Here is a 23,222-nt window from a genome sequence, read left to right as displayed (position 1 = left end):
TGGTGCAAGAGATCACGGCGGCCTCGGAGGAGCAATCTTCTGGGGCGGGGCAAATCAATTCGGCCATCAGCCAGTTGAGCCAAACCACGCAACAGAATGCGTCCAGCTCGGAGGAGTTGGCGGCTACAGCCGAAGAGATGAGCGGCCAAGTGGAGCAATTGCAGCAGACCATGGCCTTTTTCAAAATCCAAGGCGGCGGCCATCTGGCACACAAACCGGTGTCCCATGCCTCCCACACCGTATCCGCGGGGGCAGCGCACAGCAAAACCAGCGGGCGCAAACCGGGCAATGCTGTGCCCGCCAAGGCCTTCATGGAATCGGCGGGTTCCACAGCCCCTGGTACGCTGGACACCAGCGATACGGAAATTGACGAAAGCAAGTTCACCAAGTTCTGAAAGGCAGCGCCATGAACCAAGTCGCCCCAGCCCCGGCCAAACCAGCCCGCACGACGGCCCAAGAAAACCAGCAGTATCTGACGTTTCTGCTCAATGGTGAACCTTTTGCCATCGGCATTCTGTGCATCAAGGAAATCATTGAATACAACGGCTTGACCGAAGTGCCAATGATGCCCGATTGCATTCGTGGTGTGATCAATCTGCGGGGTGCGGTATTGCCCGTGCTGGACTTGGCCGTGCGCTTTGGCAAAAAACCTGGTGCTGTCAGCAAAAAGACCTGTATTGTGATTGTGGAAGTCAAAACCGCAGACGAGAGCCACGATATGGGTGTGGTGGTGGACGCCGTCAATGCAGTGCTAGAGATTCCTCGCAGCGAGATTGAGCCACCACCGGCCTTTGGTGCCAAAATTCGCACCGACTTCATCGAAGGCATGGGCAAAGTCAATGGTCATTTTGTGATTTTGCTCAACGTCAATGAGGTACTGTCGATTGACGAAATTGGCTCGATGGGTCGGGCCACCACTGCAGCAACCAATACCTTGCTGGCCTCCCCCACACAGAGTGCCTGAAGCCTGCGCCCTGGCCGGTTCGTACGCCAGCATGACACCCGTTCTGACAGATCAAGAATTTGCGCTGTTTCAACGCTTCATTTTTGATTCGGCAGGCATTACTTTGCCTGCGTCAAAAAAAGCCTTGGTCACAGGACGGCTGTCTAAGCGATTGCGCCACTATCAACTCCAGACTTACAGCGAATACTTTCGTTTGCTACACAGCGGACACCACCCCACCGAACTACAAACGGCGATTGATCTACTCACGACCAACGAAACCTATTTTTTTCGGGAATCCAAACACTTTGAGTTTCTGCGCCACCAAGCGTTGGCGGCTCGGGGTCGTACCACCATGTTTCGGGTCTGGAGTGCCGCCAGCTCTAGCGGCGAGGAGGCCTATAGCATCGCAATGGTACTGGCCGACAGTTTGGGCACTGAAACACCCTGGGAAGTGGTGGGCTCAGACATTAGCACCCGGGTTCTAAAGGGGGCCACCAAAGCCCATTACCCTATGGAGCGGGCACGCAATATCCCCATCGACTATCTGCGCCGGTTTTGTTTGCGCGGCACCCAGGAATACCAAGGCACGCTGCTCATTGAGCGCGGGCTGCGCCAGAAGGTACATTTCCGCCAACTGAATCTCAATGCTCCTCTGCCCCCATTGGGCTTGTTTGATATCGTGTTTTTGCGCAATGTGATGATCTACTTTAATGATGACACCAAACGCGAGGTGGTAGCCCGCGTGATTGCGGCCATCAAACCTGGGGGGCACTTTCTGATCGGCCACTCCGAGAGCCTCAATGACATCACCCGTAGCGTCCAGACGTTGGCACCATCGATTTACCGCAAAAACCCATGACATGGCGCACCTGAACGACCTGATCGACATTTTTTTGAAGCCTGGGGAATATTTTGTCGGGGATGCCAACTACCAGATACGCACGATGCTCGGCTCTTGCGTATCCATCACCCTGTGGCATCCGGCCAGCCGCCTCGGGGCAATGTCCCATTTTTTGCTGCCCACCCGCCACCTGATCGATACCGGGGTACATACACTTGACGCCCGCTATGGCGATGAAGCCCTGCAACTGATGCTGGCCGAACTGGCCCAAGCGGGCATCAACCCCCAACACTGTCAAAGCAAGATTTTTGGCGGTGGCAATATGTTCCCGAAACAAACGCGCCGGGGTCTGATGCACATCGGACGCAAGAATGGTGAAGCAGCCCGAACACTATTGCAGGCACATGGCATCCCCATTGTTTCAGAAAGTCTGTTTGGCATTGGCCACCGGCAAATCATTTTTGACGTTAGCACGGGGGATGTCTGGTCACACCAAGTCAAGCCCTCGCTTCCCCCCCATCCGCCATGAAACGTATCAAAGTTATTGTCGTAGACGACTCAGCCGTCGTCCGCCAAGTCGTGACCGCTCTGCTGGAATCAGACCCTGATATTCAGGTGCTGGCCGCAGTGGCTGATCCTATTTTGGCCATGTCACGCATGGCCAACCAGTGGCCCGATGTCATCGTCTTGGACATTGAGATGCCACGCATGGATGGCATCACCTTTCTGAAAAAAATCATGGCAGAGCACCCCACGCCGGTGGTGATTTGCTCTACCCTGACGGAAAGGGGCACCCAAACCTCTTTGGCAGCCTTGTCCGCAGGGGCGGTGTCCATCATCACCAAGCCCAAGCTGGGGCTCAAGCAATTTCTCACCGATGCCAGTGACGACTTGACAGCGGCCGTCAAGGCGGCGGCGCGGGCCAATGTGCGCAAACTACAACCCAGGGACAAGCTGACTGCCGATGCTATCTTGCCTGCGGTGGACACTGCACGCCACGCCATGATTCAGACCACAGAACGTGTGGTGGCACTGGGCACCTCTACAGGAGGAACACAGGCACTGGAGGTGGTGCTCACGGCATTGCCCCGTGTTTGCCCTGGTATCGTGATTGTGCAGCACATGCCTGAACAATTCACGGCAGCGTTTGCCAGCCGCCTCAACGGCCTATGCCAAATAGAAGTCAAGGAAGCGCAAAACAATGACCGCGTCATGCCGGGGCGGGCTTTAATTGCCCCTGGGGGTAAACACATGCTGTTGCGCCGCAACGGCGCACAGTACTTTGTCGAAGTGGTCGATGGCCCGTTGGTCAACCGGCATCGTCCCTCTGTGGATGTGCTGTTTCGCTCGGTAGCCAAAAGTGCTGGCGCCAACGCATTGGGTGTCATCATGACGGGCATGGGTGACGATGGCGCTGCCGGGCTGCTAGAAATGCGCAAGGTGGGGGCGCAGACACTGGGGCAGGACGAGCGCAGTTGCGTTGTGTACGGTATGCCCAAAGAAGCCGTCAAGCGTGGTGCAGTGATGCGCGCCGTACCACTGGAATCGATTGCCCGAGAAATTCAAGCGCAGATGTCTTTGTAAACAGGGCAATTACCTACCTACGGCCTGTGCCAACGCCCAGGCCACATGTTCGCGCACTAGCGGGCTGTCGTCTGCACTGCGGGTTTGCAGGGCAGCGCATAAATCAACGGCTTGCGTGGCATCAGCGCCCCGCAAGGCATTGCCCAAAGACACAGCCACGTTACGCAGCCAACGCTCATGGCCGATGCGGCGGATCGGCCCCCCCTCGGTGAGACGCAAAAAGGTGGCTTCATCCCAAGAAAACAAGTGAATCAGTGGCTGGCCCGCCAAAACCGCACGGGTATCAAAATCAGGCAGGATGCTAGGTTGAGCAAACTTGTTCCACGGGCAAACCAATTGACAATCGTCACAGCCATACACATGGTTGCCCAGCAAGGGACGCAGCTCTACAGGAATAGGCCCAGCATGTTCTATCGTCAAGTAAGAGATGCAGCGGCGGGCGTCGAGTCGATAAGGCGCCACGATGGCTTGGGTTGGGCAAGCCTCTATACAGGCCATGCACTGACCACAGTGCGCGCTCACGGGCTCTGTGGGGTCTAAGGCAAGATCCACATAAATTTCCCCCAGAAAGAACAGGGAGCCTGCCTGTCGATTCAACAGCAACGTGTGTTTGCCGCGCCAACCTTGGCCGCTGCGGGCGGCTAGTTCTGCCTCGAGCACCGGTGCCGAATCGGTAAAGACCCGGTGCCCCAATGGCCCCACCTGCTGTGCCAAGCGTTCGGCCAACTTTTGCAAGCGCGATCGCAATACCTTGTGATAGTCCCGACCCCTGGCATACATAGAGACAATACCTTGCGCAGGTTGCTGCAAACGGGCAAACTCAACGGACTGCCAGCCTGCGGGCGCGGTACGGGGCAAATAGTCCATGCGTGCAGTAATGACACTGACGGTGCCTGGCACCAGCTCTGCAGGACGGGCACGCTTGAGACCATGGGCGGCCATGTAGTGCATCTCACCATGAAACCCCTGTGCCAGCCACTGTAGCAACCCGGTTTCTGCACTGGACAAATCCACGCCCGCGACGCCAATTTGGGAAAATCCCAATTCGCGCGCCCATAGCCGAATTTGAGGAACGAGTTGACTGCTGCAAACCACCATTGCCCCATTGTAGAAACTACAGCCCCTGTTACTGTGGTTACATGGCACCATGAAGACGATACGGCCCGTTTTGCCCAAAGGCTAGCGGCCCAACCATTGCTGGGCAATGCCTTTATCACCCTGCACGGTGAATTGGGTGCGGGCAAAACCACACTAGTGCGGCATTTGTTGCGCGCTTTGGGCGTGCAAGGACGCATTAAAAGCCCCACCTACGCCGTGGTAGAACCCCATCAAGCCGCAGGCTTAGCCATCTGGCATTTTGATTTTTACCGTTTTGATGACCCCCGCGAATGGGAAGATGCTGGCTTTCGGGACATTTTTGCCAGCCCAGGGCTGAAATTGGCCGAATGGCCAGAAAAAGCCCAAGCTGTTCTGCCACTGGCCGATGTGGCTATCACCCTAGAAGCCCTGGACGAAGAAACACGGCAGGCCACACTGCAGGCCTATACCGTACATGGACAACAGTTGCTGCAAGGATTGCAGGCATGAACCTCTCTCTCTCCCCACTGACCCATAGGCGCACGCTGCTCCAGCGTGGTGGTCTGGTGCTGCTGCTGGGGGCAAGCCAGTTAGCCCGTGGTGCAGGCATTTTGGCTGTGCGCGTCTGGCCCGCTGCAGACTACACGCGCGTGACCATTGAGTCAGACACCCGGCTCAAAAACAAACAGTTTTTCATCACCACACCACCCCGACTGGCGGTAGACATTGAAGGCATTGAGCTGAGCCCGCAACTGCGTGATCTGGTCGCGAAGGTGCGTGCCGATGATCCGAACATTGCAGGAATCCGTGTCGGCCAGAATGCACCCGATGTAGTCCGCTTGGTGATTGACCTCAAACAAGCAGCACGACCACAGGTGTTTGCCCTGCCACCCGTAGCCGACTACGGACACCGGCTGGTACTCGATTTGTACCCAGCCAGCCCCGTAGACCCACTGGAGGCCTTGATTGCCGAGCGTCTGCGCGACCCCACCGCTTCGGCCAGCATGCATGCGAGGTCGGCCCAAAACCCACCCGCCAGCAAACCCGCAACCAAAGCGGCCACCACCAACGGCCAACCCATAACAGGGGCCGTAGATCCTTTGGGCGATCTGATTGCCAAGCACGACGACGAACCAGCCCCTCCGGCCCACACACGCCCTGCGCCGCCCCCACCGCCAGCCAACAAAAGCAGCCCCGCCACCGCCAGCCATCGCCAAACCGACCGATTGATCATCATTGCGCTGGATCCTGGTCATGGTGGTGAAGATCCCGGCGCCATTGGGCCCAACGGCACCCGCGAGAAAGACATTGTGCTGCGGGTGGCCCATCTGCTGCGTGAGCGCATCAACCGCACGACCATAGCAGGCAATCCGATGCGGGCTTATCTGACACGCGATGGCGATTTTTTTGTACCACTGGGCACCCGTGTGCAAAAGGCACAACGGGTGCAAGCCGACCTGTTTGTGAGTATCCATGCCGATGCCTTCACCAACCCAGACGCCCGCGGTGCCAGTGTCTTTGCCCTGAGCCAAGGTGCTGCCTCCAGCACAGCAGCGCGCTGGCTGGCCAATAAAGAAAACCAGGCCGATTTGATCGGCGGTGTGAATGTGCGGGTGAAAGACCAACATGTGCAGCGCGCCCTGCTGGACATGAGCACCACTGCACAAATCAACGACAGCCTCAAACTCGGCAGTGTGTTGCTGGGCGAAATCGGCAATGTAGGTAAGTTGCACAAACCGCGCGTAGAGCAGGCCGGTTTTGCAGTGCTCAAAGCCCCGGACATCCCCAGCGTACTGGTAGAGACCGCTTTTATCAGCAACCCAGAAGAGGAGGCCAAACTGCGCAGTGCATCCTACCAAGAACAATTGGCCGATGCACTGATGCGAGGTATTACTCGCTATTTTGCCAAGAATCCCCCCCTGGCGCGCAGCCGCTCCGTGTGAGCCTAGTGTGGGTATCCAGAAACTGAATAAACCCCTGCGGGTTCAGGTGCTCATCGTTGGGATGCACCTGGCCAAGAGCACCCGTGGTCGGCCATGCGCGCCACCACCGGGGATGAACAAACATTGCACACCCGCCTTTTTGTTCTTTATTTCTGGATTGCACTCTCATGACCGACCTGTTTGACAACCCTATGGGCCTTTGCGGATTCGAGTTTGTCGAATTCGCCTCCCCCACCGCCAACGTACTAGAGCCGTTGTTCGAAAAAATGGGCTTTACGTTGGTGGCACGCCACCGCTCCAAAGATGTGGTGCTGTACCGGCAAGGCCATATCAACTTTATCGTCAACCGCGAACCCAAAAGTCTGGCGGGCTATTTTGCTGCCGAGCATGGCCCCAGTGCCTGCGGACTGGCCTTTCGGGTGCGTGACTCCCACAAAGCCTATGCCCGGGCACTAGAAATGGGCGCACAACCTATTGAAATCCCTACGGGCCCGATGGAGTTGCGTCTGCCGGCGATCAAGGGGATTGGTGGGGCGCCGTTGTACCTGATTGACCGCTATGAGGACGGCAAGTCCATCTACGACATTGATTTTGACTTTATCGATGGGGTCGATCGCCATCCCGTAGGCCACGGGTTCACCAGCATCGACCACCTCACACACAACGTCTACAAGGGCCGCATGGCTTTTTGGGGGGCGTTTTACGAAAAGATTTTCAACTTCCGCGAGATTCGCTACTTTGACATCCAAGGCGAGTACACCGGCCTAACCTCCCGCGCCATGACGGCCCCCGACGGGTTGATCCGCATTCCACTCAACGAAGAGGCGGGTAAAATCGGCGGCCAGATTGAAGAGTTTTTGATGCAGTTCAATGGGGAAGGTATCCAGCACATTGCCTTGCAGACCGATGACCTGCTCAAGAGCGTGGATGCCTTGCAAATGGCAGGTATTCCGTTGATGAGCGCCCCCAACGATATTTACTACGAGATGCTGTCGGAGCGTTTGCCCCATCATGGTGAACCAGTATCAGAACTTCAGACGCGCGGCATTTTGCTGGACGGTTCGACGGCCAACGGGGAGAAGCGCCTGCTGTTGCAGATTTTCTCGCAAACACTGCTGGGGCCGGTGTTCTTCGAGTTTATTCAGCGCAAGGCCGATGAAGGTTTTGGCGAAGGCAACTTCAAGGCCTTGTTTGAATCACTGGAGCGTGACCAGATTCGCCGTGGTGCCCTGCAAGTAGCGTCAGCCACCCACTGACCTGGCGCTACGCCAAGCCCTGTGGCATCTGCCAGATGCCGTAAAAAATACCGCGCCTTCACGGCGCGCTATGAAGTTGTACCCGGTAGCAGCAGACAAACATAATCGCTTTGACATCCTCCCCGCCCTAAAGGACGGGGATTCCTACTGCTAGACGGCGATGCCCCGCCGCGAGAATGTTGCGTGCTGCATTCACATCGCGGTCGTGTTCCGCTGCGCAGTCGCTGCACTTCCACTCTCTTATTCGCAAACCTGCTCTACCTTTCGGACTGCTGGCAGGAATGGCCCCGCAGCACGAGCAAGTCTGGGTTGTGTAGCTTTCATTCACTACTTCAAAGACGACACCGGCCTGATGGCTCTTGTATTCCAACATCGTCTTGAGCATGGCCCAGCCCGCATCCAGTGTGGACTTGGCCATCTTGGTTTTGACCAGCTTGCTGCTGGCTACGTCGCCCACGAAGATGGCAGCGTTTTGTTTCACCATTGCGGTGCTGAATTTGTGTAGCAGGTCTTTGCGCTGGTTGGCAATTTTTGCATGGATGGCCCGCACCCGCTGTTTTTTGTGTGCCCGCTGTGCAATACCGAGTTTGCATTCGAGCTTGCGGTAAAAACGCCCCTCGATGCGTTCGCCAGTAGAAGTGACCGCCGCCTCTTTCACACCCAAGTCGATACCGACACTGGCTGTGCCCGCGCTGGCCTGGGCCTGCACCTTCACCACCACATTCAAGTACCAGCGCCCGCGTGTATCTTGGCTGAAGCTGCCAGCGCGCAACTCGTAGTCTGCCAGACCGTAGCTGTCCCAGAGGCTCAATTTCTGACCCGCAAAAGCGATTTGCCCCGCCTTGTATTGCACAGCGGGCGCTTTGAACGGAATCCAACCCAGACTGTATTTGCTGCTCTGGGGGTTGGAGACGCGCCAGCGCAGTTTGGCTTTTTTGAATTGCTTGCGCGCTTTGGCGTAGTCTTCACACACTTGCTGCACAGTGGGCGAACCGATGTGTATGCCATCGCACTGGCTGAAACCGTTGGTCAGCTTTTGCAGGTCGTAGCCCGAGAGCCATTGGTGGCGCTCGCGGATGGCGCGGTGGCTGGTTTCGTTGCAAAAATTCCAGACCTGATTAACCTCACGCGCCATCAACGCCAGCACTTTGGCGTGCTTGTCTTTGATGCGCAGACGCAGGGTTTTGGTGCAATCCATGACGTAGATTATGGATTGCTAATCCCTGCTCTCAACCCCGGACTGAACTCCGGGGCTTCCCGCGCACCGGGCCATACCATCGCCCCTCTGTTGGTGCTTTGTTGGTGCCTGTGGGTTGTTGGTGTTTAGGAACCAACAAAACCACCGACAAAAAAGTAAGCTGGTATGGTGCCCTATGAAGTGATGTGAGACAACAAAAAAGCCCTGCTCCCTCTGAGGGGTGGGGCTTTTGACATGGCGCGCAACGGCCTGAAATAGTGCCGTGGCCCCCCCGACAGGAATCGAACCTGTATTTAGCGCTTAGGAGGCACTCGTTCTATCCATTGAACTACGGGGAGGCGTACAGTGCGCTATTGTAAGCAGTAGCAGACTGCCATCAGTCGTGGCGCACAGTGTAGATAATGTCGAGCGCACTTTGCGTGCCTGTCTGACCCCGCAAAGTCAGACGGCGCGACAGATCATAAAAAACCGAAATCATGCCTACGGCCCCCGACAGGCCATGCTCATAGGTCACATACAGTTTGCTAGACAGCCGCTTGCCTAAAGTGATCGCTGCCGCACTGGCTCCGTTGCCCGTATCAGGTGCCTTGAATCCAATCTCATCCAAACCCAATTTGCGGGCCACCCCACCTGTGCCAACCCCTTGTTTTCCCAACAAGGCCAACGCAGCCTGCTGTAGCAAAGCAGCTTCTGCACCACCGGCTGCACTGCTGCGGCCCGTCACCACCCAAGCCAGTTTTTCGGCATCGGTCAGTTCGGGATCGGCATACAAACGCACCCGAGGTGCCTGCGCCACCCCGCTGACTTGCACCCCAGCCCGCACATTGATATTGGGACGGATAGCCAAGATGTCCAGTGCCGGATTGTCGTGTGCTCCACTAAAGCGTAACAAGCCGGTTTCTATATCAAGCATCTGCCCCCAAGCACGGTAGCGCCCCTGTTCAGTCTGCACCTCACCGGTGACCCTTGGAGGCATCCCCTGCACTGGGCTGCTGCGCAGTTCCAATTGCCCGCGCAAACGGGTGGTCAGGCCATAGCCTTGCAGTGCAAAATCACGTCCCAAATCCACAGTCACTGCCATATCGATAGGCTTAGGAGTTTGGGCCTGAACAGTAGTAGACGGTGCAGGGCGGGCCGTCATCTGGGGCCGTCTGTGTGTAGAGCGCACCTCCACATCTTCACCCAAGCGGGGGGCCGACGCATCGGGCAACAAAATGGCGGCCCGGTCTACCTGCAACTGGCCCCATAGCACCAACTGGCCCTGCTGCAACTGCGCCCGCACCGTGCCAGAGACGCTGGCCTGCCGGTCAGCACGTACCAACACCTGCAATGCTTGTGCTTGGGCCTGCAAATCAAGGTGAATGCCAGCATCGTGCCAACGAATACTGCCGCTGCCTTGCAAACTGCCCCGATCACGCGGTGCAGAGGTCAGGTTGCCGCTGTAGCCCGCAATACGGGCCTGACTGCCCTTGCCTCCGCGCCAGTACCACTCCGTAATGTCGAGTCGATCACCTCGCAGCACGGTGCGCAAACGGCCTTCTTGCAAATCCACACCATCCACCAGTGAGCGCAGCGCCAGTTGATCGGCATCGATTCGGCCCTGCCATCGGGGCGCTTGACGGCTGCCCGACAAGGTGGCATCTGCATCTAAGGTGCCGTGGATGCGCCAACCGGGAGGCGCCAACACTGACCAAACACCCATATCGGGCAACCGGGCCTGCACATGGGCCGCCACGGGGGCGTCTTCAGGCCAGACCCAGCCAGAATCCTGCTGCCGCAACCGGGTGCTGGCCTGTACCTGTACCTGACCAGCTTGGGCACTGTCCCACACGAGTTGGGCGCGCAGGTTGTCGTCTACCGCCTCCAGCCGGAGCCGTGCTGCACGCAAGCCAGCAGCCGTGGCAGCAGCTTGATCATGCAGCAGATGCAAATCGCCTTGTGTGCGTTGCAATTGCAATTGAGCGCGCAAGGTGGGATGGGTTTGAATATCCCAGTCGGCCTCCAGCATCAATTGGCTGCCCAAGCCTGCCGCAGCCAGCATCGGCGCCTTGGCAGGGGCCAGTGCATCTACCCAAGCCAAAGGCAAACCGGCCAAATGACCACGGGTTTGCAACTGCATCCCCCCCGACTCTGCCCAACGCCATTGCAGTGGCTGCCATTGCAATGACACTGTGCCAGGCAATGGCCCCGTGATGCTGGCCTGACCAGCTGCCACATCCAACACAGCCGCCACAGACCGAGAGATGGACGGATGCCAAACCGCCTCCAGTGCCTGATCGAGTTTCAGGCGCCAGCCACCAGACTGGTCTTGGTGCTGTAATTGCAACTGCAAAGCAGCCAGTTGGGCTTTCCAAGGACTGGGGGTAGCACCACCCCCACGCTCCGCATGGATGCTGCTATGCAAGGTGGCGCGGTACGGTGCCCATCCAGCCTGTGCATCCAAGCGCAGCGTAGCCTTGTAGGCTGTGCCAGATGCCTGCGCCTGTATAGCACTCAACTCCAGCCGAGGGGCGGATCTCTCTGTGGTGCTGCTAGGTGGTGCCAGCAGCAGTGTGGGCACCGCCAGCGTGGCCTCCCAACGCAAAGGAGTGGCTTGGGCAGGAGATACTGGCCGGTGCAACAGACCATCCCAACCACCTTGCCAGTGGAGTGCCAGCTTTGCCTGCCCCTGCACCCGCTGCTGGGACAAGAGTGTGGCACCACCGGGCAAGGCTTGTACCCATTGCAGCAATCGGTCCGCTGCTGCCACATCTGCTTCCAGGGCACCCTTGCCCTGAGCCGCCCCCAGCAGCCCGCTGGCATGCAACCGAGCGCCGGGCACAGTCAACGCCAAGGTGCCACGCACCACAGGCGCTGGCCCCCACAGGAGGCTCAAACCATCCGCTTCCAACCGCGCTTGCAAAGCATCTACCTGCAAACGCTGCAACGCCAATGTGGGAGCCTTCCAGCGCCCCTGTGCTTGGATGTGCTGAATCGGCAGCCTCACCATCTTGCGTGCAGACACCACAGGCACCGCACGCACATCGGCACTGAAATCTACTGCCACACCATCCTGACTCTGGGCGCGTAGCCAGCCATTCAAAGGCACTGCGTCCAACTGCCCATGCAGAGTGGCTGGGTTGAGATTTTGCATCTGCACACTCCCCTGTACCATGTGGCTGCTAGGGGTATAACGGCCTTGTGCCTGCACCCGACCTGTACCCACCTGCGCCAGCACCTGTGGCAAATGCCATTGGCTGCCGTCGTAGTGGGCCTGCGCATCCAATTGGCTCAGAGGTAGCCGCTGCCGATCCCAAGGGCCAGCCGCATCATTGTGAAGCTGGACTGCCATCGTCCACCCTGGGCTGACGGGCAGTACCTGCACCTGCCCACGCAAAGCAGTTTGTGGTGCCTGGGGCCAGAGCGCCGCCAGATTGAGCGACTGCACATCCGCCTGTAACTGCTGCAAGGGCTGGATGGCCCACGGTGCCAATTGCACCGCCACCTCCGCACCCATGCCTGTGGTGGTAGCCCCATCCGGCACCACAGGGCGCAAACTGGCCTGCAACGACAACCGAGCCGCTGCAGTCGCTAAGGTGCCCTCTACATGGGCTTGGGCCGCTACAGTCAGGGGCTGGGCCGTTTGAGGCAACGGGTTTTTTACCTGCCCTTGCACATCTGCCCTCAAGGCCATAGGAGCCTGTGCCTGCACACGGGCCTGGGCGCTGTACTGGCCCTGCGCCAAGGCAAGGCGTTCAATGTCTAGTTGGTGGGCACTGCCGTCGTAAACGTAGCGTCCCCTTAAAGCGCCAGCCTCCAATCGGGTGTGACCCGCCCAAACGATCTGGTCTATCTGAAACGGCAATGTCACCGTGACGGGCAGCAGCAATGCTTGCAATGGCTCTGGCGGGGGTTTATCTGTTTCGGGGGTCGCTGTGATGTGTACATCGGCAACATGCAGTTGATCGACCTGCACATGCCGTTGCCACAAGGAGGCCAAGTGCCAACGCAGCTCCACACCACGCACCTCCACGGCCAAAGACGGCCCCTGCCAGCGCAACCAATCCACCTGCCCACCCTTGCGCAGAGAACCACGCACACCACGCAACTCCAGTTGTTGGCCTGCGGGCAACCAACGGCTGGCCCACTCCAGCGTTGTGGACAAAGCCGTATCCGTCCCCATCCAAACCCATGTTGTCCACCCTACTGAGAACACTACCATGCACCATGCCAGCAGTCCACCAGCCAGCCAGCGCCAGCCACGCCCCTTGGTGGGTGGGGGTGTCTCTGGTACGGGAAGGGCCACCTCGGCAGCAGAAGCGGACACGGGGGAAGAATCGGTCATTGCAGGCTAAAAACTGAACCCTAGGCGCAAATGCAAACGCACGCTCTGATCTTGCACACCATAAGCCACATCGGCCTGCAATGGCCCCACCGGGCTGCGCCAGCGCACGCCTGCCCCCACACTGGTACGCAGACGCATGGCACGCGGGGTATCGCCCACTGCACCCGCATCGGCAAACAAGGTACTTTCCCAATCGCTGAACTGCCCATTCAGCACTATAGGGCGCTGCCACTCCACACTGGTCACAGCCAAATAACGGCCCCCATACAGTTGGTGGAGCACGGTACGGGCGCCAATCTGGTGGTAGCCATAACCACGTACGGTGGTGTCGCCGCCTGTCAGAAACAATTGTGTCACTGGCAATGAAGCACCCTCGCGGGCCAGTACCGCCCCACCCTCCGCACGCAAGGCCCAACGGCTCTGGCGGCTGCGACCGCTGGGCAATGTCACTGCCTGCGAAGGCACAAACGCGAGCCAACGCCCCAACAGGCGCACAAAAGGGTCGCGTTGCGGATGCAGCGTCATGCCCACCCCCAACTCCCAAGCCAGACCATATCCAGCAGCAGGTGCAGTGGTGCTGTCAAAGTAGCGGCCCGTCCAGCTATGGTTTGCACTCAAGGCGGTACTGGAGGGTGGGGCAGCAGTACCTTGGGCATGGGCATAGTCGTATTGCAGGTAATTACTGCGGTCGATGCGTTCGCTATCACGGCGCTGGCCTGCCTGCAAACGGGCACTGTTCACCTGGTAACTACCTGTGACTTCACGCTGCACCTGCCCCCCACCAAACCAGCGCCAACCCTGCTCATTGGGCAAATCCATCCATTGCGTTGCCAGCAATTTGGTTTGTTGGTCCAACGAGAGCTTACTCACTGCACGCCAACCCAACCCGGGCAGACGATTGTGGGTGTGGTCAATGCGCAGGCGGGCACCACTATCGGTAGAGACCCCCAGACCAAACACCCATTTCTGCAACTGTGCTTCACGCACCTGGGCCACCACTGGGGCGGCTTCGGGGGTGGCCGTATCGGTATCCAGACGCAAAAACACCGTGTCGTAATAGCCACTGCTGGCCAGCCGCTGCTGGGCTTCCAGCAATTGGGCCTGATCGTAAGATGCCCCCATAGGCAAACGGGCAATGCGGCGGGCACCTTCGGGGTCATAACGCTGTTGTCCGTGCAGTTGCAGCGTGCCAAAACGATAGGCTGGGCCAGAGTCATAGCGCACCGACAAATCGGCCCGGTGCTGGTCAGCATCGATCAGTGCATGGCTGTGCGCGATGCGAGCGGCCGGATAGTGTCGGGCCTGCAAACTGCGCAAACCCAACGCTTTGGCCCCATCCCAAGCAGCTTGGGTAAAAAGCTGACCCGGTGCCAGATTCCAAGACTGGCGTATCTGGGCTATTTGCGGGCTGGCAGGCTCGGCCTGAGCAACGGCCCCAACAAAGTCAATTTGTACCTGCGCAATCTGTGTGGCTGCTCCAGGCTCTACTGTCAAAGTGATCTGTGGCAATGCCTGTGCGTCAGCATGGGGAGCCAAGGTGCGCTCCACTGCGATGGTGGGGGCAAAATAGCCCAGCGTAGCCAATAATTCGCGGGCATCCTCCGGAACAGCGGCCAACAAACGCAACCACTCACGCTCCTGCAATTCAGGCAGGGTGCGAAACCGCTGTAACTCCAGATGCTTTTCCAGATAAGCAGCCACCTCTTCATTGGGGCTGCGCACCTGTAAGGTAAACGCCTCAACCTCCGACACCGCCGAGGACTGCGAGGGTGCATCTTGGTTGTGCTGCTCTTGGTTGCGCACAGGCAGCCCGCTGCAACCCGCCACGGCACACAACACAACGCCTAGCAGCACCCAACGGCCCACTGGGGCCAAGCCTCGCAACAGCCCCCACATGGTTCTGGCAATCACCTTGGCACTATATTTACTTGGACAACAAGCGCATGGCCTGCTCTAGCCCCTGCAAAGACAACGGAAACATGCGATCCCCCATCAACTGCTGAACTATCGCAATGCTTTGGCGGTATTGCCATACCCCCTGTGGCTCTGGGTTGATCCACGCAAAATGCGGGAAGGCGTGGGTCAGGCGTTGCAACCATTCGGCCCCAGGTTCTTCATTGGTGTATTCGACACTGCCACCGGGTTGCAAAATCTCATAAGGGCTCATGGTGGCATCACCCACAAAGATCAGTTTGTAATCTTTGTTGTACTTGCGAATGATGTCCCAGGTAGGAAACTTTTCGGCAAACCGGCGGCGGTTGTTCTTCCAGACAAAATCGTAGACACAGTTGTGGAAGTAGTAAAACTCCAAATGCTTGAACTCGGTTTTCACGGCAGAAAACAGCTCTTCTACCCGCTGGATATGATCATCCATCGTGCCGCCCACATCCATCAGCAGCAGCACTTTGACGTTGTTGTGGCGCTCAGGCACCATTTTGATGTCCAGCCAGCCCGCATTGGCTGCGGTGCTGCGGATGGTGTCGGGCAGGTCTAACTCCAGTTCGTGGCCTTGGCGGGCAAACTTGCGCAGGCGGCGCAAAGCCACTTTGATATTGCGCGTGCCCAGCTCCTGGGTGTCATCGTAGTCGCGGTAAGCACGCTGCTCCCAAACCTTGATGGCGCTTTTGTTTTTGCCTGCACCACCAATGCGAATGCCCTGCGGGTTGTAACCACCGTGACCAAACGGGCTGGTGCCGCCCGTGCCTATCCATTTGCTGCCGCCCTCGTGGCGTTCTTTTTGCTCTTCGAGGCGCTTTTTGAGCGTCTCCATCAGCTCGTCCCAGTCCATCTTTTGGATGGCCGCCTTTTGCTCGGGCGTGAGTTCGCGCTCTAACACTTTGCGTAGCCAATCGGCCGGGATTTCTTTGCTGAAATCGGCCAACAACTCCACGCCCTTGAAATAGGCGGCAAAGGCGCGGTCAAACTTGTCGAAGTGCTTTTCGTCCTTGACCAGCGTCAGGCGGGCCAGATGGTAAAAATCATCAATGCTCCAAGCATCTTCAGAATTCGGGCCAACAATGCCCGCCTGCAAGGCTTCGAGCAGGGCCAGCAGCTCTTTGACCGATACCGGGAGTTTGGCGGCGCGCAGGGTGTAAAAGAAATCAATCAGCATCGGAATGTCATCGTCAGGTTTTTTGAGCCAAGGGTGTTCACACAGGAACCACTGCTATGTAAATTTCGCCGCTCAGGCTTCAATGTTGACTCCAACTAGACGAAAGAGCTTCTGCTTGTTGCAATACAGTTTGTACTGCGGAATCCTGCAAATCTGGCGGAAAACCATACTTGCGCAAAATTCGTTTTACCAGCACCCGCATTCGGGCTCTAGCTGATTCACGATGCGCCCAATCCACAGAGATGTTTTCTCGCAAGCTGACTAACAACTCGTGTGCAATCAAGCGAAGATTGTCATCCCCCATCATCTGCACAGCACTTTCGTTCTCAGCCAGCGCATCGTAGAAAGCAATTTCTTCATCGGACAGTCCGGATTCTTCGCCCCGTTGGTGGGCAGAACGGATGTCTTTGGCCAGTTCGATCAGCTCTTGCAGTACCTCGGCGGTGGTGATGGCGTTGGCGTGGTAACGCGCCACAGCGTCTTCCAGACGTTCCGAGAAAGCCTTGGTCTGCACCACATTGGCCTTACTGCGTGAGCGGATGCCATCGTTGATGAGCTTGCGCAAGGCTTCCAACGCAAGGTTCTTTCGTTCCATCTGCTGAACTTCAGCCAAAAACTCGTCGGATAGGATGGAGATATCCGGGCTTTTAATTCCAGCGGCGGTCAGGATGTCAATGATTTCGGTGGACACTACTGCGCGGCTCACAATTTGCTGGATAGCCAGCTCGCGTTCTTGTGCCGTGACACCTGACCCGGTAGCACTTTTGACCAGTGCAGCACGAATTGCTTGGAAGAAACCAACCTCCTCACGGATTTTTTTAGCTTCATCGGAAGCAGATGCCAAGGCGAACGCTTTGGACAACGCCAGCACCGCATCTTGGTATCGACGATGGGCATTTTTCTTGCCTTCTGGTGTACTTTCCTTCTCGGCCAGCTTCTGTTGCAGACTCAAAATCCACTCGATAGCCCCCGCCATCATCACTAGGCGCTCGTGAGGCGTTCCGGTCAGTGCGCAAACATAGTCGAAGCCGTGGTACATATCCCGCACCACCTCGTACTTCTCCATCATCACGGCGATGGCCTGCGCTTCGTCAACCCCGGTGTTTTCTTGGTCGTTCTTAGAATACTGCCCTAGAGCCGACTTGAGGTTTTGCGCAATGCCAATGTAGTCCACAATCAGCCCAGCAGGCTTGTCGCGGAACACCCGGTTTACACGGGCGATGGCTTGCATCAGGCCGTGTCCTTGCATGGGCTTGTCTATGTACATCGTGTGCATACAGGGCGCATCAAAACCGGTAAGCCACATATCCCGCACGATCACCAACTTGAGTGTGTCTTTCGGGTCACGGGCACGCTTGGCTAGCAAATCCCGCCGCGCTTTATTGCCAATGTGGGGTTGCCACTCTGGCGGATCGCTAGCTGCCCCCGTCATCACAATCTTGAGCGCCCCCGCATTGTCATCGGCACTGTGCCAATCAGGCCGCAATTTGACAATCTCATCGTACAGCTTGACGCAAATCCGGCGGCTCATGCACACCACCATCGCTTTGCCATCTAGGGCCGCTACACGATCTTCAAAGTGGGCCACTATGTCCTTAGCCACCAAAGCAAGGCGCTTGTCGCTGCCTACCAAGGCCTCCACCGTTGACCACTTCTTTTTGAATCGCTCTTGCTCGACTTCCGGATCATCCTCCGTGAGTTCATTCACTTCGGCATCGATTTTGGGCTTTTCGTCTTCGTCAAGCTCAATACGTGCAAGGCGCGATTCGTAGTAAATGGGCACGGTTGCGCCATCTTCTACAGCGCGGCTGATGTCATAAACATCAATGTAGTTGCCAAACACCGCTGGTGTGTTAACGTCGTCGGCCTCGATGGGCGTGCCAGTAAATCCGATAAACGATGCGTTCGGCAAAGCATCGCGCAGGTATTTGGCAAAGCCGTAAGAAATTGCGCCCGTTTTGGCATCGACCTTCGCCTTGAAGCCGTATTGACTGCGGTGCGCTTCATCTGCAATCACCACCACATTGGAACGGCTGGTGAGGGCTTCCTGTATCTCACCAAACTTTTGCAGGGTAGTGAAGATGACACCACCGGAGGCACGATGAAGCAAAGTTTGTAAATGCTCTCGGCTCTCGGCCTGCACTGGCGTTTGCCGAATCAGGTCGCGGCACATGGAAAAGGTCGAGAAAAGCTGATCGTCCAAGTCGTTGCGGTCGGTTAGCACCAGCAGCGTTGGATTGGCCATTGCTGGGTGTTTAACCAACTGACCCGCGTAGAAAGCCATCAATAGGCTTTTGCCAGAACCTTGGGTGTGCCAAATCACCCCAGCACGCCGGTCTCCTTCGCGCTGCAATGTGACGGATGGCAAGCCATACCCTGCCGGTTCTTCAGCAACGCCGTGCGATGGCTGCGCGGCGCGAATAGTAGATGCCACAGCCCGATTGACCGCGTGAAACTGGTGATAGCCTGCAATAATCTTGGCCAACCCCGATCCAGTTTCGCCAAAAACCGTGAAATGGCGCAATACATCGAGCAGGCGGCGGTGCTCTAACACGCCCGCTATCAAGGTGGAGAGTTCGGGCGTACCTTTTGGTACAACGTCCTGGCCATCGGTGGTACGCCAAGGCATGAACCGCTCCAGATCAGCCGAAAGGGAGCCAACGCGGGCGGTGATTCCATCCGATGTCACCAACAAAGCATTGGTATGGAACAAAGCCGGAATCTGTTGCTTGTACGTTTGCAGCTGGTTAAAAGCTCCAAGCAACGTGGCATTACCGCTGCCCGGCGCTTTTAACTCGATAACAGCAAGGGGCAGACCGTTGACGAACACCACCACGTCAGGCCGTCGGTTCACTTTCCCTGCAATAACCACAAATTGACCTACAGCCAGCCAGTCGTTTTGTTCTGGCTGCTCAAAATCAATCAGTGTGACTTTACTGGCAGCCAGCGTGCCATCGTCGGCGTAATACTCCACGTCCACGCCTTCGGTCATCAGTTTGTGCAGGCGGCGATTTTCTTCGAGCAGTGAAGGCAGCTCAGACTGCATTACTTTGCGAACTGCATCCTGTCTGGCCTCTAATGGCAGGCTAGGATTGAGGCGGGCCACGGCAGCCTCGAATCGTTTTTTGAACACAACCTCATCGTGGCTCTCGCGCTCAGGCCGGTGTCCATCGGGGCCGATGTCTTCCTCACGTTCGATGCAGTAACCGAGCACACGTAACTGATCCAGTAGTGCTTGCTCTACGGCGGCCTCGGACAGAAACGCCATTACGCTTCTCCTTGTTCTTCTATGGATTGATCGACGAGAACTTGTGCTCCGCGTGCAGCGTTCAACGCTTCGACATAGGCACCACGATCCAGTTGGTAAAGCAAACGGCTGACTTCGATCTTGATGGACAGATCGTCACCGTCTGGCAGCAGGAAACGCAAGGTAGGGGTGGATGAGTCGCTATCCTCGGCATCTACCGCTAGGCCCACATGGGTGTCGATCAATGCGTTATCCGCCGCAAACCACTCCCAAGGCTCGCGTGAGTTCATCGGATTAAGCTGTGCTTCCAAATAGGCATGGTGCAAAAAGGCCACGATGGCATCGGCTGCCAAAATAGCTGCGCGGCGGTGATAAACAGTCAGGGTCTGGATAAATCCATCTTTTCCGTGGCTTAGCGGCCCAGCATCATTTCGCAGCACACGGAGTGAATCGGCCAAGCCATTGTGGTGCTTGATGAGGTCAGAAAATTTCCTATGCCGGATATCACCCAGTTTGAGCGCCCGTGTCGCTGCGGATACCCAGTCATTGATCGAGGCATCATCCCGTGGTTTTAGCGGTTTCGTCGGGTCGTCGAGTTGGTCGATCACAACCCGGCAAACACACTCCACCAGTCCCTTGGCGGCATCAATGGCAGCATCGCTGTCACTATCGAGGCTTGTTTGCAATGCCTCGAATGTATGTTGAAGCATCGGTGCGTCACGCCAATGTGCGCAGGCCTCGCGGATGCCGGGGCACCAATCCATAGTCATACCGCCACTCCGACAATACGCTCGGCATCCGGCACGCGCAATTCACCGGAAATGAGCTTGGGTAGCAGGGTGTCTCGGAGTTGAGCGAGGCTTCCAATCGCTTCAGCATTGGCTTTAATGCTTCTGAACTGCGGTGCAACAGTGCGAGAGAAACTATTCCACACTTCATCACTCGACGGTGAAGCTAACTTGAATGCAGCCACCGAGTCGGCCTGAACACGCTGGCGGCCTGACGTGCCCGTCATGCTCCGGATGGCCTGTTCCCGAAAGGCATCATCTCGCGCAAGCAAATATCCAAACTCAGAAGGTAGCGGAGGCTTGGTACGCATCACTATGTACTCGGTAGAACCCCAACCCACAGATTTTTCTGGCAAGCATTGCACAAACGCCGTCTTGCCATTTTCCAAGCATGGCGTGATACGGGCCAGCAGCGTGTCGCCGTTGCGAAAGCGCATCCCGCTACCAAATGGCCGGGCTACCGGTGGTTTAGGCCAGCATCCGGAAGTCGATAGCGAAGCCATTTCGATATAGGGCGCTTCCATCCCCTTCCGCAGAGATTCAGTAGGGTTGAAACTTATGAGTCTGCTCGCTGGCACACTTTCCCACCCCTCCGGAATCTCCCCCAACTCCGACTCCACCAGCCGATCAGGAAAAATATCATAAAGGTGTGCAGGTAGGCCGGGCAGCGATTGGCCGCGCTGCCAGCGACCATCCATCTTGGCACGCACTGGGGCAAAGTCCACAAACCACGCTTTGAACAGGGTACGAGCCATCTCCTCCAGCGTTTCGTTACTTCGGCGGTTAGTGGTAACACAGTTATCAATCGACGACAAAACACTTCCAATCCTCTTCCGCTCAATGCTAGAAAAGTCCGGAATTTCGTAGTTTGCAATGGCTTGCCACGAAACTCTTTGTCGCCCGGACGTGCCTTCCATTCGCCCTTTGGCGTAGGCTCGAAATTCGGGGTGCCTTGCAACGTAATAGACAAAATCTTCATCAACACTTGGGTCTTTGGCAGCCATGACGATAAATTCGGTTGATCCATGACCAACGGCGTTGCTGGGCAGACCGCTTACCTTTGCAGTTTTTCCATTTTCGAGGCATGGAGTAATCCGAGCGAACAGTGTGTCACCGTTCTTGAATTTACTGCCGCCACCGTTAAAAATCCGGTTGCCAATTGCTGAAACGTCTCGCTCTCCCTCGGCTAAATCTGCCATCTCAATGAAGGAAGTAATAGCCCCCTTTCCGAGCGGACGCTTTGGATTGAAATCGACCAAATCGGACAACTTCATTGCTCAAGCTCCACGATTGGGAAACCAAGGAGCTTTAGTTGCTCTCGCATCGTGGTTTGAAGGCCTGCTGACTCCACAAGCTGTTCCCCTAGTTTGGTCGTGAGTCGAGTCATCCGTTCTTCGAAGGATTCATCGTCCTTAACGAGGTCTTCAGTCCCGACATAGCGCCCCGGTGTCAATACATGGCCATGCTTGCGAATTTCGTCCAGTGGAGCAGATTTACAGAAACCCGCCACATCAGCATATTCCCCCGCATTTTCTTCCCCACGCCAAGCATGGTAGGTGTCGGCAATTTTCTGAATTTCCTCATCGGTCAGTTCGCGCCGGGTGCGATCAATCAGAACGCCCAGCTTGCGGGCATCGATCAACAGCACCTGCCCGCGCCGGTCACGCAGTCCCCTGCCGGGGTTCTTGTTGCGGGCCAGAAACCACAGGCAAGCAGGAATCTGTGTGGAATAAAAAAGCTGCCCCGGCAGCGCCACCATGCAATCGACTACGTCGGCCTCAATCATGGCTTTGCGAATGTCTCCCTCACCGGACTGGTTGGAACTCATCGAGCCGTTAGCCAGCACCACCCCCGCCGTGCCATTGGGGGTCAAGTGGTGGTAGATGTGCTGCAACCACGCATAATTGGCATTGCCTACGGGCGGTACGCCAAACCTCCAGCGCACATCTTCGCGCAGCCGGTCGCCACCCCAGTCGGAAATGTTAAACGGCGGATTAGCGAGGATAAAGTCGGCCTTGAGGTCGCGCAATTCGTCTTTGTGGAAGCTCCCCTCGTTGTTCCAGCGGATATCCGAGTCGATACCGCGCACGGCCAAGTTCATCTTGGCCAGCCGCCAAGTCGTGTAATTCGACTCCTGCCCGTAAATGGCAATATCGCCAACGCGTCCGCCGTGCTCTTGCACAAACTTTTCCGATTGCACAAACATCCCGCCCGAACCGCAGCACGGGTCGTACACCCGGCCTGAGTATGGTTCGAGCATTTCTACCAACACACGCACCACAGAACGTGGGGTGTAGAACTCGCCGCCGCGCTTGCCCTCTGCTCCGGCAAACTGGCCCAAAAAATACTCGTACACGCGCCCGAGGATGTCTTTGGAACGGTCGCCTTCTTCATGCAGCGCAATACCAGAGATCAGGTCAATCAGCTCACCCAGCATCACTTTATTCAGGGCGGGGCGAGCGTAGTCTTTAGCAAGTACGCCTTTGAGTGACTCGTTGTCCTTCTCAATGGCGCGCATGGCATCATCAATCAAGGTGCCAATGATAGAAAGTTTAGCGTTCGCTTGTAGATGTGACCAACGGGCCTCTTTGGGCACCCAAAACACGTTGTCTGCTAGGTATTCGTCTTTGTCTTCAGCCGCCTGTGCGTCTTCAGCTAATAAAGCTTTGTGTTTGGCTTCGAAGGCATCTGAGATGTACTTTAGGAAAATCAACCCAAGCGCGACGTGCTTGTAGTCCGATGGCTCCATATTGCCGCGCAGTTTGTCGGCGGTTTTGAAAAGTTCAGCTTCAAAGCCTAGATGATCGCTGCTGGTGTTGGTGTCGTTTTTTGCCATATTTCTTATTCAGGTTGCATTTCTTTGTTCACATTTCAGCCAGTTTTCCAATGGCAAGCCCGGCACCCGT

16 protein-coding genes, 1 tRNA gene and 1 pseudogene are annotated in these 23,222 nt (G+C 56.9%); 8 read left to right on the top strand and 10 right to left on the bottom strand.

Annotated elements, in window-relative coordinates; genetic code table 11:
- The 5 genes and pseudogenes from ACYVB2_RS10830 to ACYVB2_RS10810 all read left to right on the top strand — a co-directional run.
- A pseudogene (locus tag ACYVB2_RS10830) lies at nucleotides 1-395 on the top strand (methyl-accepting chemotaxis protein); the annotation flags it as partial.
- Between the two features lie 11 nt (nucleotides 396-406).
- Nucleotides 407-964 (top strand): chemotaxis protein CheW, encoded by a 558-nt coding sequence (locus ACYVB2_RS10825; protein WP_382432499.1) that lies wholly within the window; start codon nucleotides 407-409, stop codon nucleotides 962-964.
- A 31-nt stretch (nucleotides 965-995) separates the two neighbouring features.
- On the top strand, nucleotides 996-1,805 hold the full coding sequence (locus ACYVB2_RS10820; RefSeq protein ID WP_382432497.1) for a CheR family methyltransferase: 810 nt from the start codon (nucleotides 996-998) through the stop codon (nucleotides 1,803-1,805).
- 1 nt (nucleotide 1,806) lies between these two features.
- Nucleotides 1,807-2,316 (top strand): chemotaxis protein CheD, encoded by a 510-nt coding sequence (locus ACYVB2_RS10815; RefSeq protein ID WP_382432495.1) that lies wholly within the window; start codon nucleotides 1,807-1,809, stop codon nucleotides 2,314-2,316.
- Nucleotides 2,313-3,371 (top strand): protein-glutamate methylesterase/protein-glutamine glutaminase, encoded by a 1,059-nt coding sequence (locus ACYVB2_RS10810; RefSeq protein ID WP_382432493.1) that lies wholly within the window; start codon nucleotides 2,313-2,315, stop codon nucleotides 3,369-3,371. The genes ACYVB2_RS10815 and ACYVB2_RS10810 overlap by 4 nt, the downstream gene beginning before the upstream one ends.
- Nucleotides 3,372-3,380: 9 nt before the next feature.
- On the opposite strand, the gene queG is transcribed toward ACYVB2_RS10810, so the two are convergent.
- Complete coding sequence (gene queG / locus ACYVB2_RS10805) at nucleotides 3,381-4,436, bottom strand: tRNA epoxyqueuosine(34) reductase QueG (RefSeq protein ID WP_382432512.1); 1,056 nt, start codon at nucleotides 4,434-4,436, stop codon at nucleotides 3,381-3,383.
- A gap of 12 nt (nucleotides 4,437-4,448) precedes the next feature.
- Between queG and tsaE the strand changes: the two genes are divergently transcribed.
- The 3 genes from tsaE (at nucleotide 4,449) to hppD (ending at nucleotide 7,647) form a co-directional block, all read left to right on the top strand.
- Nucleotides 4,449-4,958 (top strand): tRNA (adenosine(37)-N6)-threonylcarbamoyltransferase complex ATPase subunit type 1 TsaE, encoded by a 510-nt coding sequence (gene tsaE, locus ACYVB2_RS10800; protein ID WP_382432491.1) that lies wholly within the window; start codon nucleotides 4,449-4,451, stop codon nucleotides 4,956-4,958.
- Nucleotides 4,955-6,391, top strand: coding sequence for an N-acetylmuramoyl-L-alanine amidase (locus ACYVB2_RS10795; protein WP_382432489.1), 1,437 nt, complete (start codon nucleotides 4,955-4,957; stop codon nucleotides 6,389-6,391). Before tsaE ends, ACYVB2_RS10795 begins: the two co-directional genes overlap by 4 nt.
- 167 nt (nucleotides 6,392-6,558) lie before the next feature.
- Nucleotides 6,559-7,647 carry a 4-hydroxyphenylpyruvate dioxygenase gene (gene hppD, locus ACYVB2_RS10790; protein WP_382432487.1) on the top strand — a complete coding sequence of 363 codons (1,089 nt, stop codon included), beginning with the start codon at nucleotides 6,559-6,561 and terminating at the stop codon, nucleotides 7,645-7,647.
- 127 nt (nucleotides 7,648-7,774) lie between these two features.
- Here the strand turns inward: hppD and ACYVB2_RS10785 are convergent, their stop codons facing one another.
- The 9 genes from ACYVB2_RS10785 to ACYVB2_RS10745 all read right to left on the bottom strand — a co-directional run bounded on the left by ACYVB2_RS10785 (nucleotide 7,775) and on the right by ACYVB2_RS10745 (nucleotide 23,152).
- Nucleotides 7,775-8,845, bottom strand: coding sequence for an RNA-guided endonuclease InsQ/TnpB family protein (locus ACYVB2_RS10785; protein ID WP_382432485.1), 1,071 nt, complete (start codon nucleotides 8,843-8,845; stop codon nucleotides 7,775-7,777).
- Between the two features lie 263 nt (nucleotides 8,846-9,108).
- Nucleotides 9,109-9,183: transfer RNA gene (locus tag ACYVB2_RS10780), tRNA-Arg, on the bottom strand.
- A 38-nt stretch (nucleotides 9,184-9,221) separates the two neighbouring features.
- Nucleotides 9,222-13,169: a translocation/assembly module TamB domain-containing protein gene (locus ACYVB2_RS10775; protein ID WP_382432483.1), complete on the bottom strand. Its 3,948-nt coding sequence runs from the start codon at nucleotides 13,167-13,169 to the stop codon at nucleotides 9,222-9,224.
- Between the two features lie 6 nt (nucleotides 13,170-13,175).
- Nucleotides 13,176-15,065: an autotransporter assembly complex protein TamA gene (locus ACYVB2_RS10770; RefSeq protein ID WP_382432481.1), complete on the bottom strand. Its 1,890-nt coding sequence runs from the start codon at nucleotides 15,063-15,065 to the stop codon at nucleotides 13,176-13,178.
- Nucleotides 15,066-15,093: 28 nt separating this feature from the next.
- Nucleotides 15,094-16,281 carry a vWA domain-containing protein gene (locus ACYVB2_RS10765; protein ID WP_382432479.1) on the bottom strand — a complete coding sequence of 396 codons (1,188 nt, stop codon included), beginning with the start codon at nucleotides 16,279-16,281 and terminating at the stop codon, nucleotides 15,094-15,096.
- A gap of 79 nt (nucleotides 16,282-16,360) precedes the next feature.
- The gene (locus tag ACYVB2_RS10760) at nucleotides 16,361-19,549 is read right to left on the bottom strand and encodes a type I restriction endonuclease subunit R (RefSeq protein ID WP_382432477.1); all 3,189 of its coding nucleotides are present in this window, start codon (nucleotides 19,547-19,549) and stop codon (nucleotides 16,361-16,363) included.
- On the bottom strand, nucleotides 19,549-20,298 hold the full coding sequence (locus tag ACYVB2_RS10755; protein WP_382432475.1) for an abortive infection family protein: 750 nt from the start codon (nucleotides 20,296-20,298) through the stop codon (nucleotides 19,549-19,551). Before ACYVB2_RS10755 ends, ACYVB2_RS10760 begins: the two co-directional genes overlap by 1 nt.
- A complete protein-coding gene (locus tag ACYVB2_RS10750; protein WP_382432473.1) occupies nucleotides 20,295-21,590 on the bottom strand; it encodes a restriction endonuclease subunit S in 1,296 nt (431 codons plus the stop codon). Before ACYVB2_RS10750 ends, ACYVB2_RS10755 begins: the two co-directional genes overlap by 4 nt.
- Nucleotides 21,587-23,152 carry a class I SAM-dependent DNA methyltransferase gene (locus tag ACYVB2_RS10745; RefSeq protein WP_382432471.1) on the bottom strand — a complete coding sequence of 522 codons (1,566 nt, stop codon included), beginning with the start codon at nucleotides 23,150-23,152 and terminating at the stop codon, nucleotides 21,587-21,589. Before ACYVB2_RS10745 ends, ACYVB2_RS10750 begins: the two co-directional genes overlap by 4 nt.
- Nucleotides 23,153-23,222: the final 70 nt, after the last annotated feature.

Source organism: Giesbergeria giesbergeri, assembly GCF_054779375.1.
This window is presented reverse-complemented; position numbering and strand designations above follow the sequence as displayed.